This window comes from Stenotrophomonas sp. 28608_Sma, assembly GCF_056486185.1.
This window is the reverse complement of record NZ_CM151308.1, coordinates 971,468-997,192: the sequence shown is the minus strand read 5'-3', so window position 1 is coordinate 997,192 and position 25,725 is coordinate 971,468. Positions and strand designations below refer to the sequence as shown.

The following is a 25,725-nucleotide window of genomic DNA, read 5'->3' as shown; positions in this document are numbered from 1 at the left end:
AGCTGGTCATTGTCGCCAAGCGCATTGGGAACTGTCAACGCAGGATGCGTAGATCCGGCACCTGCCACAACGCCGAAAGCAGTCATCGGCTATGCTCACGCCCATCGGCCGGATGGCCGTCCTGACCCTCATTCGCACGGAGAACGCGTATGCGCAGCGGCAACCCGGCTCTTTCCGAGTCCACCTTCCTCGACCTCGCCAGTGGCTCGGTGGTGACCAGCCCCGACCAGGCCATGACCCTCAACGGCACCGTCAACAAGACCGGTTTCCTGCTGCTGTTGACCGTACTGACGGCCGCTTTCGCCTGGAACCAGACCATCGATGACTACGGCCAGGTCATGGCTGGAGCCAAGCTGTATGCCATGGGCGGCGCCATCGGCGGCCTGGTGCTGGCGCTGATCACCGTGTTCAAGAAGGAGTGGTCGCCGGTCACCGCACCGATGTACGCGCTGGTGGAAGGCCTGTTCCTGGGCGCCATCTCGGCCGTGTTCAACGCCAAGTTCCCGGGCATCGTGTTCCAGGCGGTGCTGCTGACCTTTGGCACCCTGTTCGCGCTGCTGTTCGCGTACCGCAGCGGCCTGATCAAGGCCACCGAGAACTTCAAGATGGGCGTGGTCGCCGCCACTGGCGGCATCGCCCTGCTCTACCTCGCCTCGTTCGTGCTGGGCTTCTTCAACATCGACGTGCCGGTGATCCACGACTCCGGCTGGCTGGGCATTGCTTTCAGCCTGTTCGTGGTGGTCGTGGCCGCGCTGAACCTGGTGCTGGATTTCGACTTCATCGAAACCGGTGTCGCCCAGCGTGCACCGAAGTACATGGAGTGGTATGGCGCATTCGGCCTGATGGTGACCCTGGTCTGGCTGTATGTTGAATTCCTGCGCCTGCTGTCGAAGATCCAGCAGCGCTGAGCCGAAACATGCCGTAGACGACAAAGGGCGCCCTTCGTGGCGCCCTTTTTCGTTCTTCTGACCCGTCCTGAATTGGGTTGACACCTTTTCCCTCTGGAAAAGGAATGTTCAATGAAATCAACAATCAGGCGCAGTCAGCGGGATTACTCGCTGGCCTTCAAGTTGTCCGTGGTCGATCAGGTCGAGCGTGGAGAACTGACCTATAAGAAGGCTCAGGAGCGATACGGTATCCAAGGTAGCAGCACGGTTCTGAAGTGGCTTCGCCGCCATGGTCGGCAAGATTGGTCAGGTGGTGCATCATCTGCCCCCATGACGACTTCTCCCAAAAGTGGACCGGCCACGCCGCTGACGCCGGAACAACAGATCAAGGCCCTGCAGGTCCAGTTGCGGGAGGCCAACGAGAAAGCACAGCTTTTCGAAGCCATCGTGGATGTCCTCAAAGAGGATTACGGGGTGCGCATCGTAAAAAAGCCTTCAGGCAAGTCCTCACGCAAGGGCGCCTCAAAGGCGTAAGCGTGGCAAGGGCTTGCCGCCATTTCGGCATCAGTCGACAGGCGTTCTATCAAGCGGGGTGCCGGCATCAACGACGACGCGCCAGCGAGACCAAAGCACTGGCGCTGGTGAGCGATTGCCGCGTGCGGCAGCCACGGATCGGGACGCGCAAGTTGCACCATTTGATCGGACCGAAGCTGCAGGCGGCGGGAATCACCATGGGGCGTGACCGGTTGTTTGACGTACTTCGGGAAGCGCGCCTGCTGGTACCGAAACGTCGGGCTTATCACAAGACTACCGACAGCCATCATCGCTTTCGCAGGCATCCGAATCTGCTCAAACCTGGCCAAGGATGCGTAATACCAACCGGTAGCGAGCAGGTGTGGGTGGCGGACATCACCTATCTGCCGACGCAGGGGAAGTTCGTGTATCTGAGCCTGGTCACCGATGCCTGGTCGCGCAAGATCGTGGGCTGGAGCGTGCATGAAACGCTACAGACAGAGCAGGTAGCTCAGGCGCTGGAGATGGCGCTGAAAGGGAGAAAGACACCGCAGAAGCTGATCCATCACTCTGATCGTGGAATCCAGTACTGCTCGGATTACTACCAGAAGATCCATGCGCGGCACGGCCTGACCTGCTCGATGACCGACGGCTACGACTGCTATCAGAACGCTCTGGCAGAGCGAGTCAACGGGATCCTCAAGTGCGAGTTCCTGCTTCATCGCCCACGGGACCTGGGGCAAGCCCGCCAGATGGTGGCTGAGGCCGTAGACATCTACAACGCTGAGCGCCCCCACCTGTCCCTTAAAATGCAGACGCCCGATGCGATGCATCGGGCGTCTTTGGCCGCCTGACGGCGGCCGGACCATCCACCCATCGGTGTCAACCTATGGCAGGACGAGTCATTCCCTCAGCGCGCCAGCAGTACCGGCAGCGACGACGCCAGCAACGCGATGCCTGACGCGGTCAGCAGGCCCAGCACGACCTGCCGGAAGCGTGCCTCGCTGATGCCGATGTAGACCCGCGCGCCCAGCAGGGTCGGCACCAGCATGGCCGGTGCCACGATGGCGAAGTACGGCAACATCTGCCGGCTCACCAGGCCGCTGCCGACATAGGTGGCCATTGTCACCGCCAGCATCGCCAGGTTGAAGTTCTGGATGACCGCGCGCTGCTCGTCCTTGCCGAAGCCTCGCAGGGTGCTCCACAACGTCGGCACCGGCCCGGCAAAGCCGCCGATGCCACTGAGCACGCCACCGGCCATGCCAGCAATCGCATCACCGATACGGCCGCCGACTCGGACCGGAGGCAACGAGCGCGCCATCAGCATCACCGGGCACCACAGCGCCAGGAAGCCACCCAGCAGCGCCTTGAACCAGTCCATGTCCAGCCGTGGCAGCACCGTCACGCCCAGCGGAATGCCGGCCAGCCCACCCAGCACGAACGGCAGCAGCAGGCGCAGGTTGAAACCGCGGCGCACGGTGAACACTGCGACCAGCTGCCCGACCAGCGCACCAAACACCGAAAGCGTCGCCGCCAGCCGCGGCTCCAGTCCCCACGCCCAGAACGACATCGCCACCATGCCGAAGGCGAAGCCGGACAGACCCTGCACGAATCCGGCGACGATCGCGCCCAGCGCGACCAGCAGATACACCGACTCCATCACCACCTCGGTTGCTGCCGCGCGACTACCCCGCCGCGCCCACCTGTGCAGCGTAGTGCGCCGCAAGGTGCTCGACCAGCGCACGCACCTTCGGCGCCAGCGCCCGCGCGTGCGGATACAGCGCGAAGTAGCGCCGCTGTCCGGCGTGCCAGGCGGGCAGCACACGGATCAGGCGGCCGGCACGCAGGTCCTCCTGCACGGTCAGCGCAGTGAACAGGCTGATGCCCATGCCAGCCAACGCAGCGGCATACAACGCTGGCGTCGCATCCACCCGCAGGCGCTGCCCCGACTCGATGCTCGCGGCGGCACCGCGTGGTCCCTGCAGCTGCCAGGGCGACATCGCCGCTGTGGGACTGAAACCCAGCAGCGTGTGCTGTGCGAGGTCCGAAGCCTGCCGGGGCAGACCGTGCCGCGCCAGATAGGCCGGTGCGGCGACCAGGATGCGTGGGCAGCTGGCCAGCTCGCGCGCGACCAGCTGGCTGTCCGGCAAGGAAGGCGCGATGCGCAGCGCCAGGTCGAAGCCGCCCCCGACCACATCAACCAGCTGGTCGTCGGCGGAAAGATCCAGCGTGACCTGTGGATAGCGCTGCAGGAACGACGGCAACCAATGCGGCAGCTCCTGGCTGGCGACCACCTGCGGCACGCTGATCCGCACGGTGCCGCTGGGCTGTGCCTGCCCTGCGCGTGCGCGGTCATCCGCCTCCTGCAGGCGATCCAGCAGCGCTGCCGCCTCGCGGTAGTAGTCGCGACCGGCTTCGGTCAGTGACAGCCGGCGGCTGTTGCGATCGAGCAGTCGAACCTGCAGATGTTCTTCCAGCTGCCGCAGTTGCCGTGACATCGCCGAATGGGTGGTACCCAGTCGTTCGGCGGCGGCGGTGAAACTGCCTGCATCGACGATGGCGCGCAGCGCACGCAGGGCGGCGAAATGGTCCATCGGCGGGCGGCTCCAGGTGGCGGGGCCCGCGGCGTGCGGGCCCCGTCAGCTTATCAAGCGCCGTCGCCGGCCTTGCGCACCGGCAGTGCCAGGATCGCGTCAGTCGCCATGACATCGCCGAAGGTGTCCTCAATCTGCGCCAGCGAGGCGTCATGCAGCGCGCGATGACCGATGCGCTGGCCTCCGGCAAGATCCAGATCACGGCTGGCAGTTGCATCGGACGACACGATGACGCGGTAGCCACGCGGTGCCGCTGCGGCATCGCGGGCGGCACCTGCCACGCAGGCATGGGTCTGCAGGCCGGTGACGATCAGGGTGTCGATGCCGGCATCCTTCAGCACCTGGTCGAGCACTGCGGCCGAGTCACCGGCGAACACGCTGACGTTGTCCTTCTGCACCACGGTCTCGCCCTTGCGCGGCTGCAGGTCGCGATGGAAGGCGGCATTGACGCTGCCTTGCGCGAACAGCGGCGCACCCGCCGGCAACACGTGCTGTACATGGATCACGCGGATGCCGTGGGCATCGGCGAACTCGACCATCCGCTTCGCCTGCCGCAGTGCGGCCACGCCATCGGGGATGACCATTCGGCCACCGGCGAAGCCCGGCGCAGCGCTGCCGTCGAAGTATTCGTTCTGGAAGTCGATCACCAGCACGGCGGTCTTCGCCGCATCCAGCGAAGCCACAACGGGTGCGCCAGCCATGTGGCGGATGGTGGGATGGGCCGGTTCGGCAGCGGTGACGGGGGTAACGGTGGCCATGCCGATCAGGCTGGCCAGACCAAAGGCGGTGAGGTTCATGTTCAAGCTCCTGTGCGGTGAAAAGTGGGCACATGATGCGGAGCGGACGGCGCACGAACCAGCCATGTAAAAGCACATGATCTGTGCGAATTTCGCACAGACAATCCCCTGTAGAGCCGCCCCATGGGTGGCTGCGGACCAAAGCCCCGCCATCCACGCATGGCGTGGATCTACCGAGCCGACCCACAACGCAACGAGGCGCCCGAAGGCGCCCCGCTGCGGTTCCGTCAAGGAACGCCGGCCGCTTACAGGCGGCTGGCGATGGCCTGGGCAAAGCTCATGGTGGTGCCGGTGCCGCCCAGGTCGCCGGTCAGCGAATCCTTGGCTTCCATGGTCGCCACGATGGCCTTGCGCAGGCGCTCGGCATTTTCCGGCTGGCCGACATGGTCCAGCATCTGCGCCGCTGCCAGCAGCAGCGCGCACGGATTGGCCTTGCCCTGGCCAGCGATGTCCGGCGCAGTGCCGTGCACGGCTTCGAAGATCGCCGCGTCCTTGCCGATGTTGGCACCCGGGGCCAGGCCCAGGCCGCCGACGAGGCCGGCGCACAGGTCGGAGATGATGTCGCCGAACAGGTTGGTGGTGACGATCACGTCGAACTGTTCCGGACGCATCACCAGCTGCATGCAGCAGTTGTCGACGATCATTTCCTGGAATTCGATGTCCGGGTACTGCGCAGCCACTTCACGGGCGACATTCAGGAACAGGCCCGAGGTCGACTTGATGATGTTGGCCTTGTGTACGGCGGTGACCTTCTTGCGGCCGGTGCTCTTGGCCAGCTCGAAGGCGTAGCGCACGATGCGCTCGGAGCCCTTGCGGGTGATGCGGGTGCCGGAGAAGGCGGTCTCGCCGTCGGCCGACACTTCCTGGCCTTCGGCCAGGTAGGCGCCTTCGGTGTTCTCACGCACGGTGATCAGGTCGACGTTGTCGAAACGCGACTTGGTGTTCGGGAAGGTGTGGGCCGGACGCACATTGGCGTACAGGTCGAAGTGACGGCGCAGGCTGACGTTGATCGAGGTGAAGCCACCACCGACCGGGGTGGTCAGCGGGCTCTTCAGCGCGACCTTGTTGCGCGCGATCGATTCCAGGGTCACCGCCGGCATCAGGTCGCCGTGCTTTTCCAGGGCCACCAGGCCGGCGTCGGCGTCTTCGTACTCCAGGCCAGTCTTGAGCTGGTCGAGTACGAACAGGGTGGCGTCCATGATTTCCGGGCCAATGCCGTCGCCGCGGATGACCGTAATTTTCTGCGTCATTGATCGATGTTCCGAACAGGGGGAAAAACGCCGTCCGGACGTGCCCGGAAACGCCGGCGCAAAGGAAGTTTCACCGGCAATTATGCCTGAGCCGGGGCCGAGGTCCCAAATAGACCATGGTCCCAGTGCCCGGCTCAGGCAGAATTGCCCGCGCACCCCACCTTATCCCCGCGCCTGTCGGCGCGCCCCCTTGAACAACAAGGGGGCTGCTGGGCTGTGGGATCACGGGGAAGGCGCCCCGCACGTCCGGTAGTGCCGGCCGCTGGCCGGCAACCTCGGCCATGTGGGGTTCACGGGATGCCGGCCAGCGGCCGGCACTACCGGGAGGGCCACAGGGCCCGGTTCCCGGCGCCCGTCAGGTTCAGTGCGCGTGCGCTTCCGGGGCGGCGGCGCCGCCTTCGAGCTGGTCGAGGAAGTCGACCGCGCGGCGCAGGTGCGGGATCACGATGGAACCGCCCACCACCAGGCCGACCGAGAAGGTCTCGAAGAACTCTTCTCGGGTCACCCCGGCGTCCTTGCACTGGGCCACGTGATAGCTGATGCAGTCGTCGCAGCGCAGCACCATCGAGGCCACCAGGCCCAGCAGTTCCTTGGTCTTCACGTCCAGCGCGCCGGCCTGGTAGGTCTGCGTGTCCAGCGCGAAGAAGCGGCGCACCACCTGGTTCGGCTCGCCCAGGATCCGCTCGTTCATGCGCTTGCGGAAGTCGGTGAACTCGGCGATGCGGTCCTTGCTGCCGTCGTCGGCCGCGCTCATGCCTGGCCCTGCCCGGCCAGCAGCGGCTCGAGCTTGCCTTCACGGTGCAGGGCCATCATGTCGTCGTAGCCGCCTACGTGGACGTCGCCGACGAAGATCTGCGGCACGCTGGTACGGCGGGTCAGTGCCATCATCTTCTCGCGCTCGACCGGGTCCAGGTCGATGCGGACCTCGGTCCACTGCTGTCCCTTGCTCTTCAGGAAGTTCTTGGCGGCCACGCAGTACGGGCAGACGGCGGTGGAATAGATGGTGATGGCGGGGGCACCGCCGGCGGTCTGGGCTGTCACGGGAAACTCCACGATGGATCGACGGTCTACATATGGTACCGGTGCGCTGGAATTTCCACGCCACGGCCGCAACACTGTGGATTAACGAATGGTTGCCCCCCACCCTGCCACGCTTGGCGCGCCCTGCCCGAGGACCCACTGCTTGCGAGCCCTGCTACTGACTACCGCCGTCACCCTGGCCCTGGCCATGCCGCTCGCCCAGGCCCAGGAGAAGCTGCCCGACATCGGCTCCTCGGCCGGCGAGCTGCTGACCCCGGCCCGCCAGGCCGAGTACGGCGCGATGATGCTGCGCGAGCTGCGCAACTACGGCTACCTGCTGGATGACCCGCTGGTCAACGACTGGCTGCAGACCATGGGTACCCGGCTCGGCTCCAACAGCGACCAGCCTCGCCAGCCCTACACGTTCTTCGTGATGAAGGACCGCCAGATCAACGCCTTCGCCACGCTGGGCGGCTACATCGGGGTCAATGCTGGCCTGGTGCTGACCGCCGAGCGCGAGGACGAGGTCGCGGCGGTGCTGTCGCACGAAATCGCCCACGTCACCCAGCAGCACGTGCTGCGCGGGGTCGAGCGTGCCCAGCGCGACCAGATCCCGATCCTGCTCGGCATGCTGGCGGCGGTGGTGGCCGCACAGGCCAGCAACAGCACGTCGTCCGGCAACGCGACCATGGCCGCGATCAGCTCGGGCATGGGCCTGATGCAGCAGCGCCAGATCAACTACACCCGCTCCAACGAGTCCGAGGCCGATCGCCTCGGCATCCGCACCCTGTCGCGCAGCGGTTACGACGTGGACGCCATGGCCGGCTTCTTCGAGCGGATGGCATCGGCGATGCGCGGCAACGAGGGTGGCTACAGCGTGCCCGAGTTCCTGCGCACCCATCCGGTCAACATCACCCGCATCAGCGAGGCCAAGGCCCGCGCCGACCAGATGAAGAAGGACACGGTGCTGCTGACCACCAGCACCCCCAGCGGCGAGCGCAGGGAGCGCGTGGACCCGGCCGATCCCAGCCTGGCCGAACCCCTGTTGCGCGGAACCAACCCGCTGCTGCCCAGCAGCGTGCTGCGCATCCCGATGGGCCAGCTCAGCCGCGGCGCCAGTGGCGACTTCGACTGGGCCCGCGAGCGCCTGCGCGTGCTCAGCGCGGATTCCACCCCCGAGCTGGAACGCGAGTATGCCGATCTGGCCAAGCGTCAGAAGGACGGCCTCAACGATGCCCAGCGCTATGGCCAGGCGCTGGCGGTGATGCGCAGCGGTCGCGCCGGCGCCACCCAGGCCCGGCAGACCCTGGCAGGCCTGCTGCAGACCCGCCCGGACAACCTGTGGCTGGCTCTGGGGCTGGGCGAGGCCGAATCGCGTGCAGGCCAGACCGCCCAGGCCAACAGCCGCTTCGAGCAGTTGCTACGTCAGCACCCCAACAGCCGTCCGGTGGCGCTGACCTATGCCGAGATCCTGAACGAACAGGGCAGCCGCGAGGCGGGCCAACGCGCGCAGGCCATGCTGCGGCCCCTGCTGTCACAAAGCGGTAACGATCCGGTCTTCCAGCAGCGGTACGCCCGCGCCAGCGAGTTGGCCGGCGACAGCGTGCGTGCCAGCGAGGCCTACGCCGAGGCGGCCTTCCTCAGCGGCCGGCCGGAACAGTCGCTGATGCAGCTGCAGGCGCTCAAGCGCAATCCGGCGCTGGACTACGTAGGCCGGGCACGGGTGGATGCGCGCATCGAGGCGATCACCCCCACCGTGCTGGAGCTGCGCCGGCAGGGCGTGCAGGACCCGGACCTGGACCGCCGCTGAGCGCTGCATGACCGGCCGATGGCAATCCCGACCGGTTCCGGCCAGGTAGTCACAAACATGTCATCAAACCGTAGTCTACTGGCACCACTCCAGTAATCGAGCCCTACGGTGTCCTCGTGCAGAAACGCATCCTGATCGTCGATGACGAGCCCGCGATCCGTGAAATGGTCGCCTTCGCCCTGCGCAAGGGCGATTACGAACCGGTCCACGCCGGCGACGCCCGTGAGGCCCAGACCGCCATCGCCGACCGCGTCCCCGACCTGATCCTGCTGGACTGGATGCTGCCCGGCACCAGCGGCCTGGACCTGGCCCGCCGCTGGCGCAAGGAAACCCTGACCCGCGAAGTGCCGATCATCATGCTGACCGCCCGCGGCGAAGAAAACGACCGCGTGGGTGGCCTTGAAGCCGGCGTCGACGACTATGTGGTCAAACCGTTCTCGGCGCGCGAACTGCTGGCCCGCATCCGTGCGGTGATGCGCCGCGCCCGCGAGGACGACGAGGACGGCAGCGTGGCGGTCGGCCCGATCCGAATCGACGGCGCCGCCCATCGCGTGTTCGCCAACGACCAGCCGGTGCCGATCGGCCCGACCGAATACCGCCTGCTGCACTTCTTCATGACCCACCCGGAGCGCGTCTATACCCGCGCCCAGCTGCTGGACCATGTGTGGGGCGGCAGCGTCTACGTGGAGGAGCGCACCATCGACGTGCACATCCGCCGCCTGCGCAAGACGCTGGAACCGTTCAACGCCGAAAACATGGTGCAGACCGTGCGCGGCGCCGGCTACCGCTTCTCCACTGCTACCTGAGTCTCGTCGTGCCGGCGCCACGCACCTGCGGGTGCCGGCGCCGGCAACTCTGCTATAACCCTCGGTTCACCCCAGTGAACCGCCGCACCTCAACGACGAGATCGCAATGCCCCGCCACATCCGCTCTGCCTGGTTGAAGACCCTGGCCACCGTTGCCGCGGTACTGCTGTTCGCCGGACTGGTGGGGTGGTTCACGGGCCATCTGTGGTTGTGCATCGCGTTGGGCGCGCTGGCCACGCTGGCATGGCATTACTGGCGCCTGCGCAGCGTGCTGCGGCGCCTGACCGCGCGCCAGCGCTGGGATACCGCCGAAGAAGGCACCGGCGTCTGGAACGAGCTGGACCGCCTGCTGTACCGCAACCAGGTGGAAATGCGCGTGCGTAAGCGCCGCCTGCTGGACATGCTGCGCAGCTATCGCGCTGCGGCCGCCGCACTTCCCGATGCGGTGGTGGTGCTGGACCGCAACAGCCAGCGCGTGCAGTGGTTCAACGAAGCGGCCACCGCCCTGCTCGGCCTGCATCACCCCGGCGACCTCGGCGAAGCCCTGGTCGAACGCCTGCAGCCGATGCCGCTGGCGCACTGGCTGGCCGGCGGCCGCAATGCCGAGCCGATCCTCGACGTGCCTTCGCCGGTCGATCCGGCGATCCGCCTGAACCTGCGCCTGATTCCCTATTCGTCGGATTACTGGCTGCTGATCGCCCGCGACGTCAGCAAGCTGCTGCGCCTGGAACAGGTGCGCCGCGATTTCGTGGCCAACGTTTCACACGAACTGCGCACGCCGCTCACCGTGGTGCACGGCTATCTGGACATGATGGACCCGGAGGATTTCCCGGGAACCGGACCGATGCTGGAAGAAATGCGCAAGCAGAGCCAGCGCATGGCCCAGCTGGTGGAAGACCTGCTGACCCTGTCGCGCCTCGAATCGCAGGAACACAGCGAGGAAGAGACCGTGGCCATGCAGCCGATGCTGGCGACGCTGCGCCGCGAAGCCGAAGCGCACAGCCAGGGCCGCCACCAGATCAGCATCGACGACCTGGCCGGCGTCGACCTGCAGGGTTCCACCAAGGAGCTGCATAGCGCCTTCTCCAACCTGGTCACCAATGCGGTGCGCTATACGCCAGCCGGTGGCCGCATCGCCGTGGAGTTCCGCCGCGAAGGCGATGGTGCCGTGCTGGCGGTGCGCGATTCCGGCTATGGCATCCCGGCCTCCCACCTGCCGCGCCTGACCGAACGTTTCTACCGTGTCTCCAGCAGCCGCTCCCGCGAAAGCGGCGGTACCGGCCTGGGCCTGTCCATCGTCAAGCACATCCTCGGCCTGCACCACGCACGGCTGGAGATTGAAAGCGAGGTCGGCAAGGGCTCGGTGTTCTCCTGCCATTTCGATGCCGACCACGTGCGCCCGCGCGAGTCCGCCCCCCTGACCTCCATCGAAGAATGACTCCATGAGCAGCCTCGGATCCCTCCCCCTCCCCGTGAGCCCGGACAACGATCCGTTGCGCGACCCGGCGCTGTACATCAACCGCGAGCTGTCGCAGCTGGATTTCAACTTCCGCGTGCTGGCCCAGGCGATGGACCCGCAGGTGCCGCTGCTGGAGCGCCTGCGCTTCATGTGCATCTCCTGCACCAACCTCGACGAGTTCTTCGAGATCCGCGCCGCTGCCGTACGCCACGCACAGGAATTCGGCCTGCCGCCGGCGCCGGACGGGATGAGCCCGCAGGCCATCCTCAACGCCATCCATGACCGCGCCGCGGAACTGGTGGACCAGCAGTACCGCTGCTGGAACGAGACGCTGCGCCCGGCGCTGATGGAGGCCGGCATCGGCGTGCTCGGCCGCCATTCCTGGACCGATCGCCAGAAGCGCTGGCTGCGTGCGTACTTCCGCAACGAGATCATGCCGGTGCTGTCGCCGCTGGGCCTGGACCCGGTGCACCCGTTCCCGAAGATCCTCAACAAGTCGCTGAACATCGTGGTGGTGCTGAAGGGCACCGACGCGTTCGGCCGCGCCGGCCACCTGGCCATCGTGCGTGCGCCACGCTCGCTGCCGCGCATCATCCAGCTGCCGGAGAAGCTCGGCGGGTCGCAGAATTTCGTGTTCCTGTCCTCGGTGCTGTCCACCTTCGTCGATGAGCTGTTCCCGGGCATGGAAGTCCAGGGGGCCTACCAGTTCCGCGTCACCCGCAACTCCGAGCTGGTGGTGGACGAGGAGGAGGTGGAGAACCTGGCGCTGGCACTGCGCGACGAACTGGTCGATCGCGGCTACCGGCCGGCGGTGCGGCTGGAAATCGCGCAGGACATGCCGCGCGAGATCGTGCGCACCCTGCTGCAGAACTTCGGCCTGACCGAGAACGCGGTGTACCGCATCGACGGCCCGGTCAACCTCAACCGCATCATCCAGTTGTACGACCTGATCGCACAGCCGGACCTGAAGTACCCGCCAATGACCCCGCGCACGCTGCGCGACAGCGACGGCATCTTCGAGACCGCGGCGCGCCAGGACCTGCTGCTGCACCACCCGTTCGATGCTTTCACCGCGGTGCTGGACCTGATCCGGCAGGCGGCGATCGACCCCAACGTGCTGGCGATCAAGCAGACCCTGTACCGCACCGGCAAGGATTCGCTGATTGTCGATGCGCTGATCCAGGCTGCGCGCAACGGCAAGGACGTGACCGTGGTCGTTGAACTGCGCGCACGCTTCGACGAAGAGGCAAACCTGGGCCTGGCCGATCGCCTGCAGGAAGCCGGCGTGCAGGTGGTGTACGGCGTGGTCGGCTACAAGACCCACGCCAAGATGCTGCTGATCGTGCGCCGCGAGGGCCGCAAGCTGCGCCGCTATGTACACCTGGGCACAGGCAACTACCACAGCGGCACCGCCCGCGCGTACACCGACATCAGCCTGATCACCGCCGATGCGGACATCGGTAACGACGTGCACCTGCTGTTCCAGCAGCTGTCCGGGCTGGCCTCGAAGATGAAGCTCAAGCGCCTGCTGCAGTCGCCCTTCACCCTGCACACCGGCATCCTCGGCCGCATCGAGCGCGAAACGCGCATCGCCGCCGCCGGTCGCCCGGCGCGGATCATCGCCAAGATGAACGCCCTGAACGAACCGCAGGTGGTGCGCGCGCTGTACGCCGCCTCGCAGGCCGGCGTGCAGATCGACCTGATCATCCGCGGCGCCTGCACTCTGCGCCCGGGCGTGCCGGGCATCTCGGACAACATCCGCGTGCGCTCGATCGTCGGCCGCTTCCTGGAGCACAGCCGCGTCTACTGGTTCGGCAACGACGGCGCACCGGAGATGTACTGCGCCAGCGCCGACTGGCTGGAGCGCAACCTGCTGCGCCGGGTCGAGACCTGCTTCCCGATCCTCGATCCGGAGCTGGCCAAGCGGGTCTACCGCGAGGTCCTGCAGAACTACCTGGACGACAACCTCAACGCCTGGGAACTGGATGCCGACGGCATCTACCACAAGCGTGCGCCCGCCCACGACGAGGCACCGCATTCTGCGCAGATGGCACTGATGCAGGGTCTGTAACCCGGTGTGTCGACCAAGGTCGACACCTACCAGGAGCGGTAGGCACCGATTTTGGTCGGGATTGGATCAGTGCCGACCAACGGTCGGCACCCACCATCAGATCGCAGAAATCTGTCGAAGGCGGGGTGGGTCCGGTGGCAGGGGTGTGAGCCGCATGGATGCGGCGACCAAGCCCCATGGACGGGTTCACGGCGTCCCCTGCCATCGGACCCGCCCCGCCATCCCACGGATAGCCCGCTGTTGCTGTTGCTGTTGCTGTTGCTGTTGCTCTGGCCTCTGCGGGTGCAGGGCGCAGCCCTGCCGCACTCCCCTCTTCCAAAATGTGAAGGTCGCGCGGTGACGAGCACACCGCCCCTTCGGCTAACATTCGTCCATGCCGCACACCACCACGACTCCGCCCGCATTGCAGGATGGCGACCTGCTGGCCGCCATCGACCTTGGCTCCAATAGTTTCCACATGGTCATCGCGCGCTACACGCTCGGCCAGCTGCGGGTGATCGACCGCCTGCGCGAGACGGTGCGCATGGCCGATGGGCTGGATGGCAAGGGTGGGCTCTCCTCCGCTGCCCGGCAGCGCGCGCTGGAATGCCTGGCCCGCTTCGGCCAGCGCATCCGCAATGTACCGCCGCACCGGGTGCGCGCACTGGCCACCAACACCGTGCGCCAGCTGCGTTCACCGCAGTCGTTCCTGGTTCCCGCCGAAACCGCGCTCGGGCACGCCATCGAAGTGGTCAGCGGCCGCGAAGAAGCGCGCCTGATCTACCTGGGCGTGGCCCATGCACAACCGCCCAAGCCCGGCCAGCGCCGGCTGGTCATCGACATCGGCGGCGGCTCCACCGAGTTCATCATCGGCATGGGCATGCAGACCCTGGAGCGCGAAAGCCTGCAGGCCGGCTGCATTGCCAGCACCCGGCGTTTCTTCCCCGGCGGCAAGCTGAGCAAGAAGCGCTGGAAGGACGCGCTGGCCGAGATCGGTCGCGAGTTCCAGCCCTTCGCCAGCAAGTACCGCGCGCTGGGCTGGCAGGAAGCGCTGGGTTCTTCGGGCACGCACAAGGCGATCAGCGAGATCTGCGCGACGATGAAGCTGAGCAAGGGCGCGATTACCGCCGAGGCCCTGCCGCAACTGCGCGACGAACTGCTGAAGGCCAAGAAGATCGACGACATCCAGTTGCCGGGACTGTCCAGCGACCGCCGCCCGATCATTGCCGGCGGCATCCTGGTGCTGGAGGCCGCCTTCCAGGCACTGGGCCTGCAGAAGCTGCTGGTCAGCAAGGCCGCGATGCGCGAAGGCATCCTCTACGACATCGTCGGCCGCGCTGGCGAGAACGACCTGCGCGATGAATCGGTGTCCGCGCTCAGCCAGCGCTACGGCATCGATACCGTGCAGGCCGACCGTGTGCAGGACACCGCGCTGTCACTGCTGGAACAGGTGCAGGAACGCTGGCGGCTCGATGCCGACGACGCGCGCATGCTCGGCTGGGCCGCGCGCCTGCACGAGCTGGGTCTGATGATCGCGCACAGCGGCTACCACGTGCATGGCAGCTACGTGCTGGAACACTCGGATATCGCCGGCTTCTCGCGGCAGGAACAGCAGATGCTGGCCGCGCTGGTGCGCAGCCATCGCCGCAGCGTGACCAAGACCGCCTTCGACGCCCTGCCCGAGCGCCTGCTGCTGACCGCTCGCCGGCTGGCCGCCCTGCTGCGCCTGGCGGTGCTGCTCAATCGTGCCCATGAGGACGATCCACTGCCGGCGTTGGAACTGACCGCCGACGACAACCGCCTGTCGTTGATCGTGCCGCAGGCCTTCATTGATGCCCGGCCACTGCTGCGCGCCGATCTGATCGGCGAGACCGACGGCATCGCCGGGCTGGGCATCCAGTTCCGGCCCTTCGTAGCCTGAGGCTCACGCTTTCCCGCGAGGGGAAAAAGGTCACACACCGTTACGGTTCGCGCATGCGCCCCCGGTTGACCTGCTGCGACGCAGCAGATCAAGTCGGCGGAGCGCATTCAGCGTTACAGCTAAGCGACTGCTTTTGTTGAGCTTTCGTGAAATCTGACGATGAAGCCTGGTACAAATCGACACGACCTCTTTACAGAGCATTAACCAACGAGACTACTATCGGGTCATCGGTCCGCTTGTGGGCGGCCGATTTCTTCGACGCCCCTTTTGGCGTCCCTGCACGACCTGAGAGAGAGAGAGCTCGTCATGACTTCACGTACCACCCCCCTGGGGCAGGCCATCCGCTACGCCCTGGCAACCACTGCGACGCTGGCCGCCCTGCCTGCGTTCGCCCAGAGTGGCAGCACCGCCGCGCCGACCACCCTGGATCGCATCGAGATCACTGGCTCGCGCATCCGCCAGGTGGACGTGGAGACCGCTCAGCCGGTCCTGGCACTGAGCCGGTTGGACATCGAGCGCCAGGGCTTCAGCTCGGTGGCCGACATCCTGCAGAACGTGACCGCCATGGGCAGCCCGGCGATCAGCCGTGCAAACGCACTGAGCTCGGGCGAAAACACCGGCGGCACCTACATCGACATGCGCAACCTGGGCGCGCAGCGCACCCTGGTGCTGGTCAACGGCAAGCGCCTGGGCATCAGTACCTCTGGCCTGCAGGACGTGTCCTCGCTGCCGGTGTCGGCGGTGGAGCGCATCGAAGTGCTGAAGGATGGCGCGTCGGCCATCTACGGTTCCGATGCGATGGCCGGCGTGGTCAACATCATCACCCGTTCCAACGTCAACGGTGTGACCGCCAACGTCTACCACGGCCAGTACAGCGAAGGTGACGGCGCGCGCGATCGCTTCGACGTGGTGGGTGGCTGGAGCAATGACCGCGTGTCGCTGACCCTGGCACTGGAACACTCCGAAGAAAAGAGCGTCTGGGCCAAGGACCGCTGGTTCAGCAAGTACGGCGTGAGCGACCGCCACCCGAACGATGCCTCCAACTGGACCACGCTGAGCCAGTGGGGCCAGGTCACCGGCCTGAAGGGCGGCCCGGGCTGCACCAACACCAAGGACGGCTGCGGCTACTCGCTCAACCGTGGTGCTGACCCGACCAACCCGGCCAACTACCACCTGACCGATGCGACCCCGTTCACCGGCGACGTCAGCAACGCCAACGAACAGATGCACGTCATGTATCCGCTCAAGCGTGATTCGGTGTACTTCGACGGTCGCTTCAAGATCACCGACCAGGTCAACCTGCGCACCGAATTCGGCTACAACAAGCGTTCGGCCGAGCGCCAGATTGCAGGCTACCCCCTGCAGTCCAGCTCGGTGTCCATCTCGGGCGACCCGACCGCCACCGGCCTGATGTCCAAGGACAGCTACTTCAATCCGTTCGGCAACCAGCACGGCTATGCCAAGCCAACCGACGTGGCCTGGAACCGCCGCACCTGGGAAATCCCGCGTGTGAGCACCAGCGAACTGAAGACCTACCGTGCGGTAGTGTCGCTGGATGGCAGCTTCGAGATCGGCCAGCGCTACTTCGACTGGGACGTGGGCTACCAGTACAACCGCAACGAGCTGACCGCTACCGCCACCGGCAACCTGCACAAGAAGCGCGTGCGTGACGCCGTGGGTCCGTCGTTCCTGGATCCGGCCACCGGCAAGGTGATGTGTGGCCGTCCGGGCGCGGTGATCAGCGGCTGCACGCCGTGGAACCCGCTGGTGCCCTACGGCAAGAACGATCCGAACGGACTGACCGGCAATGAAGAACTGATGGCCTGGCTGTTCCCGGCGGAGCACACCACCGGCCGGACCACCACCAAGAACGCGTTCGCCAACCTGTCCGGCAGCATCATGACCCTGCCGGCCGGCGACCTCGGCTTCGCTTTCGGCGTGGAAAGCCGCAAGGAAGATGGCCGCTACACCCCCGATGCCCTGGCCCAGACCGGCGCTACCACCAACCTGGCCGCAGGCCCGACCGGTGGCAGCTACAACGTGAAGGAAGCCTACCTGGAGCTCAGCGTGCCGGTGCTGGCCGACCTGCCCGGTGCGCGTGAGCTGAGCTTCAGTGCCGCCACCCGCTACTCCAAGTACAACACCTTCGGCAACACGCTCAACAGCAAGTTCGGCTTCAAGTGGAAGCCGATCGACCAGCTGCTGGTCCGTGGTACCTGGGCCGAAGGATTCCGCGCACCGACCATCAACGATCTGTACGGTGGCGGTTCGGAAACCTTCGCGCAGTTCAGCGACCCGTGCGACACCGTATTCGGCTCGGCCAAGGGCAGTGCTGAAGTCCGCGCGCGCTGCGCACGTGACATCGCCGATGCTGCCAACTTCCGCCAGCTGAAGCAGGGCAACGCCCCGGTGACCACGGCACAGGATGCAACCCCGACGCCGTTCGTGTCCGGTTCGAACCCGCTGCTGGTTCCGGAAACCTCGACCAGCAAGACGCTGGGCCTGGTGTGGAGCCCGACCTTCCTCAGCAACCTCAACGTGGCGCTGGACTGGTGGAAGATCCGCATCGACAACACCATCGTCGGTGACAGCCCGAACCAGATCCTGAAGGACTGCTACGAGCAGGGCATCGAATCGCGCTGCAGCCGCTTCACCCGCGACCCGTCCAACGGCATCGTCACCGGCCTGAAGTTCGGCAACCGCAATGCCGGTTTCGCGGAGACCGAAGGTTATGACCTGGATGTCAGCTATCGCGTCGACACCAGCTACGGCAAGCTGAGCGCAGGCTGGACCAGCACCTATGTGAGCAAGAACGTCTACCGCTCCACCAACGATGTCCGTGATGCGATCACGCCGATCAACGGCGTTGCCAACACCATCGGCACCGCCACCAGCCTTGCGTTCCGCGTGCGCTCGAACCTGGTGCTGGGCTGGGATGTGGGTGACTTCGGCGTCAGCTGGACGGCACGCTACTACTCCGGTGTGAAGGAGCGCTGCCTCAACGCCTCGCGTTATGCGGACGAATGCTCCGATCCGACCTTCCTGGCTCCGTGGCTGAAGTCGCCGACCGCGTACAACGAGCGCGGTGCGGTGACCTTCCACGACGTGCAGTTCCGCTACAACCTGCCGTGGGATGCCACCGTTTCGGTGGGCGCGAACAATGTGTTCGGCAAGGAAGCGCCGGTGATGTACAGCAAGCCGAACTCGTCGTTCTCCTACTACGGTGGCTACGACATCGGTCGTTTCATGTACATGAAGTACCAGCAGCGCTTCTGATCCATCCGCGCTGTTGAAGCTCGACGACCACGGCCCTTCGGGGCCGTGGTTTTTTTCTGCCTCCGCGCAGACTGTCGCTTTCCACATTGACCGTGATGCGTTCAATCAGGGACACGGTCCTCTGCGCTGCGTCCGCCGCGATGCCACAGGTTGGAGCAATCGATTGATTTGCTTCCGCTTTGTGCAGAAGCGTCACGGCCGTCTGCAGCGCTTTCGTCGCTTGCCCATACGTCTCCCCATCCATCTTCACTAGGTTCGAACATCCACCGCCGCGGTGGAGTTGACGCAGCCCCGCTTGGCTGTGTTCCGAAGACTTCGAAGACTGAGAGAGAGACCCATGACCATCCGTATTCCCGAGCTCGGGTTGGCGATCCGTCGTGCACTGGCGATGACGGCCACCACCGCACTGGCCGCCCCCGCATTCGCCCAGCACGCACCGGAAGCCACCACGCTGGACCGTATCGAGATCACCGGTTCGCGCATCCGCCAGGTCGACCTGGAAACCGCGCAGCCGGTGCTGACCATCAGCCGCGCCGACATCGAGCGGCAGGGCTTCAATTCCGTTGCCGACATCCTGCAGAACCTGACCGCAACCGGCAGCCCGGCCTTGAGCCGTGCCAGCCCGCTCAGTGCGGGCGAGGCCGCAGGCGGCAGCTACGTGGACATGCGCGGCCTCGGCGCACAGCGCACCCTGGTGCTGGTCAACGGCAAGCGCCTGGGCATGACCACTTCGGGTTACCAGGATATATCCAGCATTCCCGCCGCTGCCGTGGAACGCATGGAAGTGCTGAAGGACGGCGCCTCGGCCATCTACGGTTCCGACGCGATGGCCGGCGTGGTCAACATCATCACCCGGCGCAACGTCCAGGGCGTGACCGCCAACGTCTACCACGGGCAGTTCAGCGAAGGCGATGGTGCCCGCACCCAGTACGACGTGGTTGCCGGCTGGTCGAATGACCGCGCTTCGATCAGTGTCGCCGCCGAGCATGTCGAAGAAAAGGGCGTTTGGGCGAAGGACCGCGGCTTCAGCGCCTACACCTATACCGATCGTCATCCGGACGATGGCTGGACCACGGTCGGGCAGTGGGGGCGCATCGTCGGCTTCAAGGGCCCGGGCTGCAGCAGCGCCCGTGGCTGCAGCTATTCGCTCGATCGCGGCAGCCAGCCGGGCGGGCCGGACAGCTTCCACCTCAGTGACAACACGCCGTTCACCGGTGATGTCAGCAACAGCAATGAACAGATGCACGTGCAGACGCCGATCAAGCGCGATTCGCTCTTCGTCGATGCACGCATGGATCTGAACGACCAGATCCGCTTCAACACCCAGCTGGCCTACAACCGACGCACCACCACGCGCCAGATTGCCGGCTATCCGTTCCAGTCCGGTGCGGCCGGCATCACGCCGATGTCCGCCGACAGCTGGTTCAATCCGTTCGGCAGCCACCACGGCTATGAACGCCCAAGCGACGTGCACTGGAACCGCCGAACCTGGGAGATTCCACGCGTCAGCACCAGTGAACTGACCACCTGGCAGGGTGTCGCAGCGTTTGAAGGCAGCTTCCAGTTCGCCGGTCGCGACTTCGATTGGGAAGCCGGCTACCAGTACAACCGCAGCGAGCTGGAGCAGCGTGCCACCGGCGACCTGCACAAGCAGCGCGTTGCCGATTCCACCGGTCCTTCGTTCTACAACCCGGCCACCGGCAAGGTGGAATGCGGTACACCGGATGCACCGATTGCCGGCTGCAAGCCCTGGAATCCACTGGTGCCCTATGGCCAGGATGACCCGTACGGCCTGACCGGCAATGGCGAACTGCAGGACTGGCTGTTCCCCGAGGAACTCACCCGTGGCCGCAACACCACCCGCAACCTGTTCGCCAGCCTCAGTGGCGGCCTTGCCACGCTGCCCGCCGGGGAACTGGGCTTCGCCCTGGGTGTGGAGAGCCGCCGCGAGGAGGGTCGCTTCATTCCCGATGCGCTGGCCCAGACCGGCGCCACCACCAATCTGGCGGCGGGCCCCACCGGCGGTGGCTACCGTGTCGACGAGGCCTATCTGGAGCTGAGCGTGCCGGTGCTGAGCGACCTCCCTGGTGCACGCCAGCTGACCCTGGACATGGCAACGCGCTACTCGGACTACACCACCTTCGGCGGAACCCTCAACAGCAAGTTCGGCATCTCGTGGAAGCCGATCGACCAGCTGCTGGTCCGTGGCACGTGGGCACAGGGTTTCCGTGCACCGACCATCTCGAATCTGTACGGTGGCGGCTCGCAGACCTTCACCACCGGCTTCCGTGACCCCTGCGATACGGTCTATGGCGCCGCCGCCAGCAGCCCGGAGGTACGTGCACGCTGCGCCGCCGACATCGCCAACGCGGACAGCTACCGCCAGCTCGGCCAGGGCAACGAGCCGATCACCGGCAGCAGTGGACAGACGCCCCTGCCCTTCACCAACGGCTCCAATCCCGACCTGAAGCCGGAAACCTCGACCAGCCGCACGCTGGGCCTGGTCTGGAGCCCGACGTTTGCCGAAGGACTGAACATTGCGTTGGACTGGTGGAAGATCCGCATCGACAACACCATCGTCGCCGACCATCCCAACGACATCCTCCGCGACTGCTACGAACTGGGCATCGCCGAGCGCTGCGGCAGTTTCACCCGCGACCCGGAACTGGGCATCGTCAACACGCTCAACTATGGCAGCCGCAACAGCGGGTTCCGCCAGGCCGAAGGCTATGACCTGGAGATCGGCCACAAGATCGAAACGTCCTGGGGCACGCTGAGCGCCGACTGGAAGACCACCTATGTGGTCGCCGCGGAAGAACGGACCACCAACGAGGCGGATGCCCCGCCCATTCCCAGCAATGGCATCGCCAGCAACGGCGGCATCGGCTTCCGTGTGCGCTCCAACGCATCGTTGGGCTGGGAGCGTGGCAACTTCGGCCTTAACTGGGGCCTGCGCTATTTCTCCGCGGTCAAGGAGCGTTGCCTGGATGCAGCCACGTATCCGGGTGAGTGCTCGCACCCGGGCCAGCGCGCGCCGTGGTTCAGTGGCAGCCGTGACTACAACCGTCGCGGATCGGTCACCTTCCACGACGTGCAGGCGCGCTACAACCTGCCATGGGATGCGACCGTCTCGATCGGTGCCAACAATGTGTTCGGCCGCCAGGGACCGGCCATGTACAGCCAGCCGAGCGCCAACTTCTCCTACTACGGTGGCTTCGACATCGGTCGTTTCATCTACATGAAATACCAGCAGCGCTTCTGATCCACCGCGCCCCCTGCACGACCGCCACGGCCCTTCGGGGCCGTGGCTTCGTACAGGGACCTGACCACCGTCATCCCGTGGTCGCAAAGCGGTCATATCGGCTACATCGCCAGGCCCGAGCATGCCGGAAACCCGGAGGCCCGCCATGCGCTATGCCATCGTCACCGAGACCTACCCACCGGAAGTGAACGGCGTTGCCCTCACCGTGCAGGGCCTGGAGCAGGGACTGCGCAATTCCGGCCATGACATCGACCTGATCCGACCACGCCAGACCAGCGAAGCACTGGACTCGGCACCGGGCACGCTGCTGGTGCCGGGCGCCGCACTGCCGCGCTACCCCGGCCTGCGCTTTGGCCTGCCTGCACCGATCAGGCTCAACCGCCACTGGCAGCAGCAGCGTCCCGATGCGGTCTACATCGCCACCGAAGGGCCGCTGGGCTGGTCGGCGCTGCGCACCGCGCGCCGCCTTGGCATTCCGGTCGCCAGTGGTTTCCATACCCGCTTCGACGAGTACCTGCCCGACTACGGCGTGGCGTGGCTGCAGGCTGCCGCGATGCGCTGGATGCGCCGGTTCCACAACCAGGCCGATGCAACCCTGGTGCCCACCCGCGAGCTGCAGCAGTTCCTCGGTGAACAGGGCTTCGAACGCGTGCGCCTGCTGGCACGCGCGGTCGACAGCCAGCAGTTCGATCCGGGCCGGCGCGACCCGGCGCTGCGCGAGGAATGGGGCGTGGACGGCAACGGCCTGGTCGCGATCCATGTCGGCCGCATCGCTGCGGAAAAAAACCTTGGCCTGGCGGTGAAAGCCTTCCGCCGCCTGCAGCAGGTCCGGCCCAAAGCCCGCTTCGTCTGGGTGGGTGATGGTCCGGCCCGCGAAAAACTGGCACATGAAAACCCCGATTTCATTTTCTGCGGCATCCAGCGCGGCGAAGCCCTGGCACGGCATTTCGCCAGCGGTGACCTGTTCCTGTTCCCCAGCCGCAGCGAGACCTTTGGCAACGTGACCCTGGAAAGCATGGCCAGCGGCCTGGCCACCGTCGCTTTCGACTACGGTGCGGCCCGCGAATACCTGCGTGATGGCGAGAACGGTGCGGCCGTGGAAAACGATGAGCAGTTCATCGAGGCAGCGGTGCAGCTGGCCGCCGATGATGCACGGCGCCGCGAATTCGGCAGCAGCGCCGCGCGTGCGATGAAGCGCCTGCATCCACAGCAGGTGGTTGCCGAATTCGATGCCCTGCTGGCCGAGCTGGCCCAGTCGCGGAGGAGCGGCCATGCGCACCACGCCGCTTGAGCTGCTGGCTGGCCGCGAGGCGCGGCTCTGCCGCCGGGCCAACCACTACTGCCGGCGTCGCCGCGTGCGTCGCCTGTTCTCGGTCATCAGCCGGCTCGGCGATGGCGTGTTCTGGTACGTGCTGATGGGCGCGCTGGTGGCGCTGGACGGCTTCGACGGACTGCGTGCATCGGTGCACATGGCCGCCACCGGCCTGGCCGCCCTGCTGCTCTACAAAGGCCTCAAGCGGTGGACCCGGCGTCCTCGCCCGTATGCGGCCGATCTGCGCATCCGCGCCTGGGTGGCGCCGCTGGACGAGTTCAGCTTCCCCTCCGGGCACACCCTGCACGCGGTGTCGTTCACCATCGTCGCGCTGGCCTACTACCCGTGGCTGGCGCCGCTACTGGTGCCGTTCACCTTCGGCGTCGCGCTGTCGCGGGTGGTGCTGGGCCTGCACTACCCGTCCGATGTACTGGCCGCCACCGGCATTGCCATCCTGCTGGCATCGGCCAGCCTGGCCTGGTTGCCGCTGCCGGTGTAGCCCCCGGGGCCAGATCCCTTCGGTAGCGCCGGGCCATGCCCGGCGGTGGATGCCCTAGAATGCCTGCATGACCACGTTGTTCATTTCCGACCTGCACCTGGACCCCAGCCGTCCGGAGATCACCGACCTGTTCCTGCGCTTCCTGCGCGAGCAGGCGCCCGGCGCCGATGCGCTGTACATCCTCGGCGACCTGTTCGAAGCCTGGATCGGCGACGACACGCCCTCGCCTGCTGCCGATGCGGTGGCCGACGCGCTGAAGGTACTTTCCGACAGCGGCGTACCGGTGTACTTCATCCGCGGCAACCGCGACTTCCTGCTCGGCGAAGACTATGCGCGCCGTGCCGGCCTGCGCATCCTGCCCGACCCGTGCGTGATCGAGCTGTACGGCCGCCCGGTGCTGCTGCAGCACGGCGACCTGCTGTGCACGGACGACATCCCCTACCAGCAGTTCCGTGCACAGACGCGCGACCCGGTCTTCCAGGCGCAGTTCCTGTCGCAGCCGCTGGCCGCACGCATCGCCTTCGCGCAGAAGGCACGCGACGCCAGCCAGGCCCGCCAGACGGAAATGAAGCAGGATGATCGTGCGCAGTTCGAGTCGGTAACCGACGTGTCACCCGCCGAAGTCGATGCCACCTTCGTGCGCCATGGCGTGGACACCATGATCCACGGCCACACCCATCGCCCGGCGGTGCACACGCTGCAGGCCGGTGGCCGCGCCTGCAACCGCATCGTGCTGGGTGACTGGTACGAACAGGGATCGGTGCTGCGCGTGGATGCCGGCGGCTGGTCGCTGGATACGCTCGCGCGCGAATGATGGATCGCGGGGTGCCAACCAAGGTTGGCATCTACCAGGGCAGGTGAACGCACCCGGGTAGACGCCGACCTCGGTCGGCGGTTGGCCTCAGCGGAAGGCCGCGATGGTGGCCTTGGTATTGACCAGCACGCGCTGGTTGTCGGCGGTGCTGGCATTGCCCATCGGGATGCCGTTGTAGTTGATGTTCGGGTTGGACCAGTAGTTCAGGCGCGGGCAGCCGGCCGAGCAGTCATAAGCCATGATCGTGCGCCAGCGCGAACCGGAGGACGGCTCGTAGCGATAACCGTGCCCATAGGCATAGGGCGACGTGCTGGGATCACTGGCGATATCGTGCCGCGCACTCTGCAGGTGGCCGATCTCATGCGCGAAGGAGTAATAGCCGGTCGCGCAATCCCAGTACACCGCCGCGAACGCCGTCGATGCCGTCGAACCGATGCCCGAGGCCAACCCGCAGTAGCTCGTGTTGTTGATCAGCAGCACGCCGACATCGGCCGCAGTGTTGTTGCGGCTGGTGTGGATGCTGTCCATGTAGCCGTCGCTGGTGTTGCGGAAGCGGGTCAGGTCGGTGGTGAAGTTGCCGGATTCGGTGTAGCTGGTGGTTTCATAGCCGGCCAGCTGCAGGGTGATGCCCACGTTGCTGTTGACGTAGCCCTGGTTGGATTCGGCTACCGCCAGCTGCACCAGCGACTGCATGTTGCCGCCATAGGCCGTTACCGCTGCATTGGTTGCCACCACCAGCACGCGGATGGTGGCCGGGGTACCGGACGAGGCCTGCGCGATGCCGATGCGGTCATTGTTGCCCATCGGGATTTTCGGCAGCTGGTTGTAGTCGGCCGGATGGTCGGCCGGCATCCGCGACTCATCCACTTCCACCAGTACATGGCGGTTGCCCAGTGGGCGCAGGCGATACAGCTTGCCGTCCTTGCGGATCGAACCGGTGAGGGTGTTGCCCGAACGCACCAGGATCACTGAATTACCAGGATCATCCTGGCCATTCGAAGTGGCGGCAGTCAGCCGATCGGACGGCGAGCGCAACTGGCCGTACCAGATGCTGCCGCCATCGGGCAGGGCTTCCACCTTGCTGCGCACCGCCTGCACACGCTGGCCAAGCAGTTCGAACTCCAGCTGCGGCTGCGCAGTGGCAGCAGCGTCGACACGCACTTCCTGTACCGTCGCGGTGGACGGGGTGGCCAGCAGCTTGCCCAGCGCGGGCTCACTGTTTGCCGATGCGCGGCTGATGACCGTCACCGGCTCGAACAACGGTGCCGCATGCGCGGCCGCTGCCACCGACAAACCCAACACCAGGCCACCTGCCGCTTTGCCAATCGATCTGGACAACATTGCGTCGCTCCTTGAATGATGTGAACAGCGTTGATGCAGCACGCCCGGGTCTACCGGGTCTGGCCATCTGGCCTGCGCGGGTCGTGTGAATTCAATAGAAGATGGGAATGAAAA

The 25,725-nt window shown here is 66.0% G+C and carries 19 protein-coding genes; 12 read left to right on the top strand and 7 right to left on the bottom strand.

What is annotated here, in order from left to right; all coding sequences use genetic code 11:
- Positions 1-149 precede the first annotated feature (149 nt).
- Together ACZLHH_RS04485 and ACZLHH_RS04480 are read left to right on the top strand one after the other, a co-directional pair.
- Positions 150-908 carry a Bax inhibitor-1/YccA family protein gene (locus tag ACZLHH_RS04485; protein ID WP_049461430.1) on the top strand — a complete coding sequence of 253 codons (759 nt, stop codon included), beginning with the start codon at positions 150-152 and terminating at the stop codon, positions 906-908.
- A 111-nt stretch (positions 909-1,019) separates the two neighbouring features.
- Positions 1,020-2,254, top strand: a protein-coding gene (locus tag ACZLHH_RS04480; protein ID WP_223224739.1) for an IS3 family transposase whose coding sequence is annotated in 2 segments (ribosomal slippage) — positions 1,020-1,371 and positions 1,371-2,254 — 1,236 coding nt in all. Because the reading frame shifts where the segments join, the coding sequence is not laid out codon by codon here.
- A gap of 56 nt (positions 2,255-2,310) precedes the next feature.
- Here the strand turns inward: ACZLHH_RS04480 and ACZLHH_RS04475 are convergent.
- The 6 genes from ACZLHH_RS04475 to grxC all read right to left on the bottom strand — a co-directional run bounded on the left by ACZLHH_RS04475 (position 2,311) and on the right by grxC (position 7,082).
- Entirely contained in the window at positions 2,311-3,060 is a 750-nt protein-coding gene (locus ACZLHH_RS04475) for a sulfite exporter TauE/SafE family protein (RefSeq protein ID WP_032129085.1), read from the bottom strand.
- Between the two features lie 25 nt (positions 3,061-3,085).
- The gene (locus ACZLHH_RS04470; protein ID WP_049462836.1) at positions 3,086-3,994 is read right to left on the bottom strand and encodes a LysR family transcriptional regulator; all 909 of its coding nucleotides are present in this window, start codon (positions 3,992-3,994) and stop codon (positions 3,086-3,088) included.
- Between the two features lie 53 nt (positions 3,995-4,047).
- Entirely contained in the window at positions 4,048-4,791 is a 744-nt protein-coding gene (locus tag ACZLHH_RS04465; RefSeq protein ID WP_049462835.1) for a cysteine hydrolase family protein, read from the bottom strand.
- A gap of 245 nt (positions 4,792-5,036) precedes the next feature.
- The gene (locus ACZLHH_RS04460; RefSeq protein WP_032129081.1) at positions 5,037-6,041 is read right to left on the bottom strand and encodes an isocitrate dehydrogenase; all 1,005 of its coding nucleotides are present in this window, start codon (positions 6,039-6,041) and stop codon (positions 5,037-5,039) included.
- Positions 6,042-6,402: 361 nt separating this feature from the next.
- On the bottom strand, positions 6,403-6,795 hold the full coding sequence (locus ACZLHH_RS04455) for a carboxymuconolactone decarboxylase family protein (protein WP_004146041.1): 393 nt from the start codon (positions 6,793-6,795) through the stop codon (positions 6,403-6,405).
- Positions 6,792-7,082 (bottom strand): glutaredoxin 3, encoded by a 291-nt coding sequence (grxC, locus tag ACZLHH_RS04450; RefSeq protein WP_049400919.1) that lies wholly within the window; start codon positions 7,080-7,082, stop codon positions 6,792-6,794. The genes ACZLHH_RS04455 and grxC overlap by 4 nt, the downstream gene beginning before the upstream one ends.
- Positions 7,083-7,224: 142 nt before the next feature.
- Here grxC and ACZLHH_RS04445 point away from each other — a divergent pair, with 142 nt between their 5' ends.
- The 10 genes from ACZLHH_RS04445 to lpxH all read left to right on the top strand — a co-directional run bounded on the left by ACZLHH_RS04445 (position 7,225) and on the right by lpxH (position 24,270).
- On the top strand, positions 7,225-8,871 hold the full coding sequence (locus ACZLHH_RS04445; RefSeq protein ID WP_032129079.1) for a M48 family metalloprotease: 1,647 nt from the start codon (positions 7,225-7,227) through the stop codon (positions 8,869-8,871).
- A 116-nt stretch (positions 8,872-8,987) separates the two neighbouring features.
- Positions 8,988-9,677: a phosphate regulon transcriptional regulator PhoB gene (gene phoB / locus ACZLHH_RS04440; protein WP_005408258.1), complete on the top strand. Its 690-nt coding sequence runs from the start codon at positions 8,988-8,990 to the stop codon at positions 9,675-9,677.
- Positions 9,678-9,783: 106 nt separating this feature from the next.
- The gene (gene phoR, locus ACZLHH_RS04435; protein WP_032129078.1) at positions 9,784-11,115 is read left to right on the top strand and encodes a phosphate regulon sensor histidine kinase PhoR; all 1,332 of its coding nucleotides are present in this window, start codon (positions 9,784-9,786) and stop codon (positions 11,113-11,115) included.
- Between the two features lie 4 nt (positions 11,116-11,119).
- On the top strand, positions 11,120-13,207 hold the full coding sequence (gene ppk1, locus ACZLHH_RS04430; RefSeq protein ID WP_049462834.1) for a polyphosphate kinase 1: 2,088 nt from the start codon (positions 11,120-11,122) through the stop codon (positions 13,205-13,207).
- A 373-nt stretch (positions 13,208-13,580) separates the two neighbouring features.
- Positions 13,581-15,107, top strand: a complete 1,527-nt coding sequence (gene ppx / locus ACZLHH_RS04425; protein ID WP_010483920.1) for an exopolyphosphatase — start codon at positions 13,581-13,583, stop codon at positions 15,105-15,107.
- Positions 15,108-15,413: 306 nt separating this feature from the next.
- Positions 15,414-18,383, top strand: a complete 2,970-nt coding sequence (locus ACZLHH_RS04420) for a TonB-dependent receptor domain-containing protein (RefSeq protein WP_049400921.1) — start codon at positions 15,414-15,416, stop codon at positions 18,381-18,383.
- Between the two features lie 337 nt (positions 18,384-18,720).
- The gene (locus ACZLHH_RS04415; RefSeq protein WP_049462833.1) at positions 18,721-21,645 is read left to right on the top strand and encodes a TonB-dependent receptor domain-containing protein; all 2,925 of its coding nucleotides are present in this window, start codon (positions 18,721-18,723) and stop codon (positions 21,643-21,645) included.
- Between the two features lie 145 nt (positions 21,646-21,790).
- Positions 21,791-22,936: a glycosyltransferase family 4 protein gene (locus tag ACZLHH_RS04410; protein WP_049462832.1), complete on the top strand. Its 1,146-nt coding sequence runs from the start codon at positions 21,791-21,793 to the stop codon at positions 22,934-22,936.
- On the top strand, positions 22,917-23,456 hold the full coding sequence (locus ACZLHH_RS04405) for a phosphatase PAP2 family protein (protein WP_049400923.1): 540 nt from the start codon (positions 22,917-22,919) through the stop codon (positions 23,454-23,456). Before ACZLHH_RS04410 ends, ACZLHH_RS04405 begins: the two co-directional genes overlap by 20 nt.
- Before the next feature lie 67 nt (positions 23,457-23,523).
- Positions 23,524-24,270 carry a UDP-2,3-diacylglucosamine diphosphatase gene (lpxH, locus tag ACZLHH_RS04400; protein WP_049462831.1) on the top strand — a complete coding sequence of 249 codons (747 nt, stop codon included), beginning with the start codon at positions 23,524-23,526 and terminating at the stop codon, positions 24,268-24,270.
- Positions 24,271-24,357: 87 nt separating this feature from the next.
- On the opposite strand, the gene ACZLHH_RS04395 is transcribed toward lpxH, so the two are convergent.
- Positions 24,358-25,611, bottom strand: a complete 1,254-nt coding sequence (locus ACZLHH_RS04395) for a zinc-dependent metalloprotease (RefSeq protein ID WP_032129071.1) — start codon at positions 25,609-25,611, stop codon at positions 24,358-24,360.
- Positions 25,612-25,725 lie beyond the last annotated feature (114 nt).

Coding starts and splice junctions, on each gene's coding strand:
- ACZLHH_RS04395 (WP_032129071.1), bottom strand. CDS start 25,611: ATGTTGTCCAGATCGATTGGCAAAGCGGCAGGTGGCCTGGTGTTGGGT.
- ACZLHH_RS04485 (WP_049461430.1), top strand. CDS start 150: ATGCGCAGCGGCAACCCGGCTCTTTCCGAGTCCACCTTCCTCGACCTC.
- ACZLHH_RS04410 (WP_049462832.1), top strand. CDS start 21,791: ATGCGCTATGCCATCGTCACCGAGACCTACCCACCGGAAGTGAACGGC.
- ACZLHH_RS04415 (WP_049462833.1), top strand. CDS start 18,721: ATGACCATCCGTATTCCCGAGCTCGGGTTGGCGATCCGTCGTGCACTG.
- ACZLHH_RS04470 (WP_049462836.1), bottom strand. CDS start 3,994: ATGGACCATTTCGCCGCCCTGCGTGCGCTGCGCGCCATCGTCGATGCA.
- ppx (WP_010483920.1), top strand. CDS start 13,581: ATGCCGCACACCACCACGACTCCGCCCGCATTGCAGGATGGCGACCTG.
- ACZLHH_RS04465 (WP_049462835.1), bottom strand. CDS start 4,791: ATGAACCTCACCGCCTTTGGTCTGGCCAGCCTGATCGGCATGGCCACC.
- ACZLHH_RS04420 (WP_049400921.1), top strand. CDS start 15,414: ATGACTTCACGTACCACCCCCCTGGGGCAGGCCATCCGCTACGCCCTG.
- phoR (WP_032129078.1), top strand. CDS start 9,784: ATGCCCCGCCACATCCGCTCTGCCTGGTTGAAGACCCTGGCCACCGTT.
- ACZLHH_RS04460 (WP_032129081.1), bottom strand. CDS start 6,041: ATGACGCAGAAAATTACGGTCATCCGCGGCGACGGCATTGGCCCGGAA.
- ACZLHH_RS04455 (WP_004146041.1), bottom strand. CDS start 6,795: ATGAGCGCGGCCGACGACGGCAGCAAGGACCGCATCGCCGAGTTCACC.
- lpxH (WP_049462831.1), top strand. CDS start 23,524: ATGACCACGTTGTTCATTTCCGACCTGCACCTGGACCCCAGCCGTCCG.
- ACZLHH_RS04475 (WP_032129085.1), bottom strand. CDS start 3,060: ATGGAGTCGGTGTATCTGCTGGTCGCGCTGGGCGCGATCGTCGCCGGA.
- ACZLHH_RS04405 (WP_049400923.1), top strand. CDS start 22,917: ATGCGCACCACGCCGCTTGAGCTGCTGGCTGGCCGCGAGGCGCGGCTC.
- ppk1 (WP_049462834.1), top strand. CDS start 11,120: ATGAGCAGCCTCGGATCCCTCCCCCTCCCCGTGAGCCCGGACAACGAT.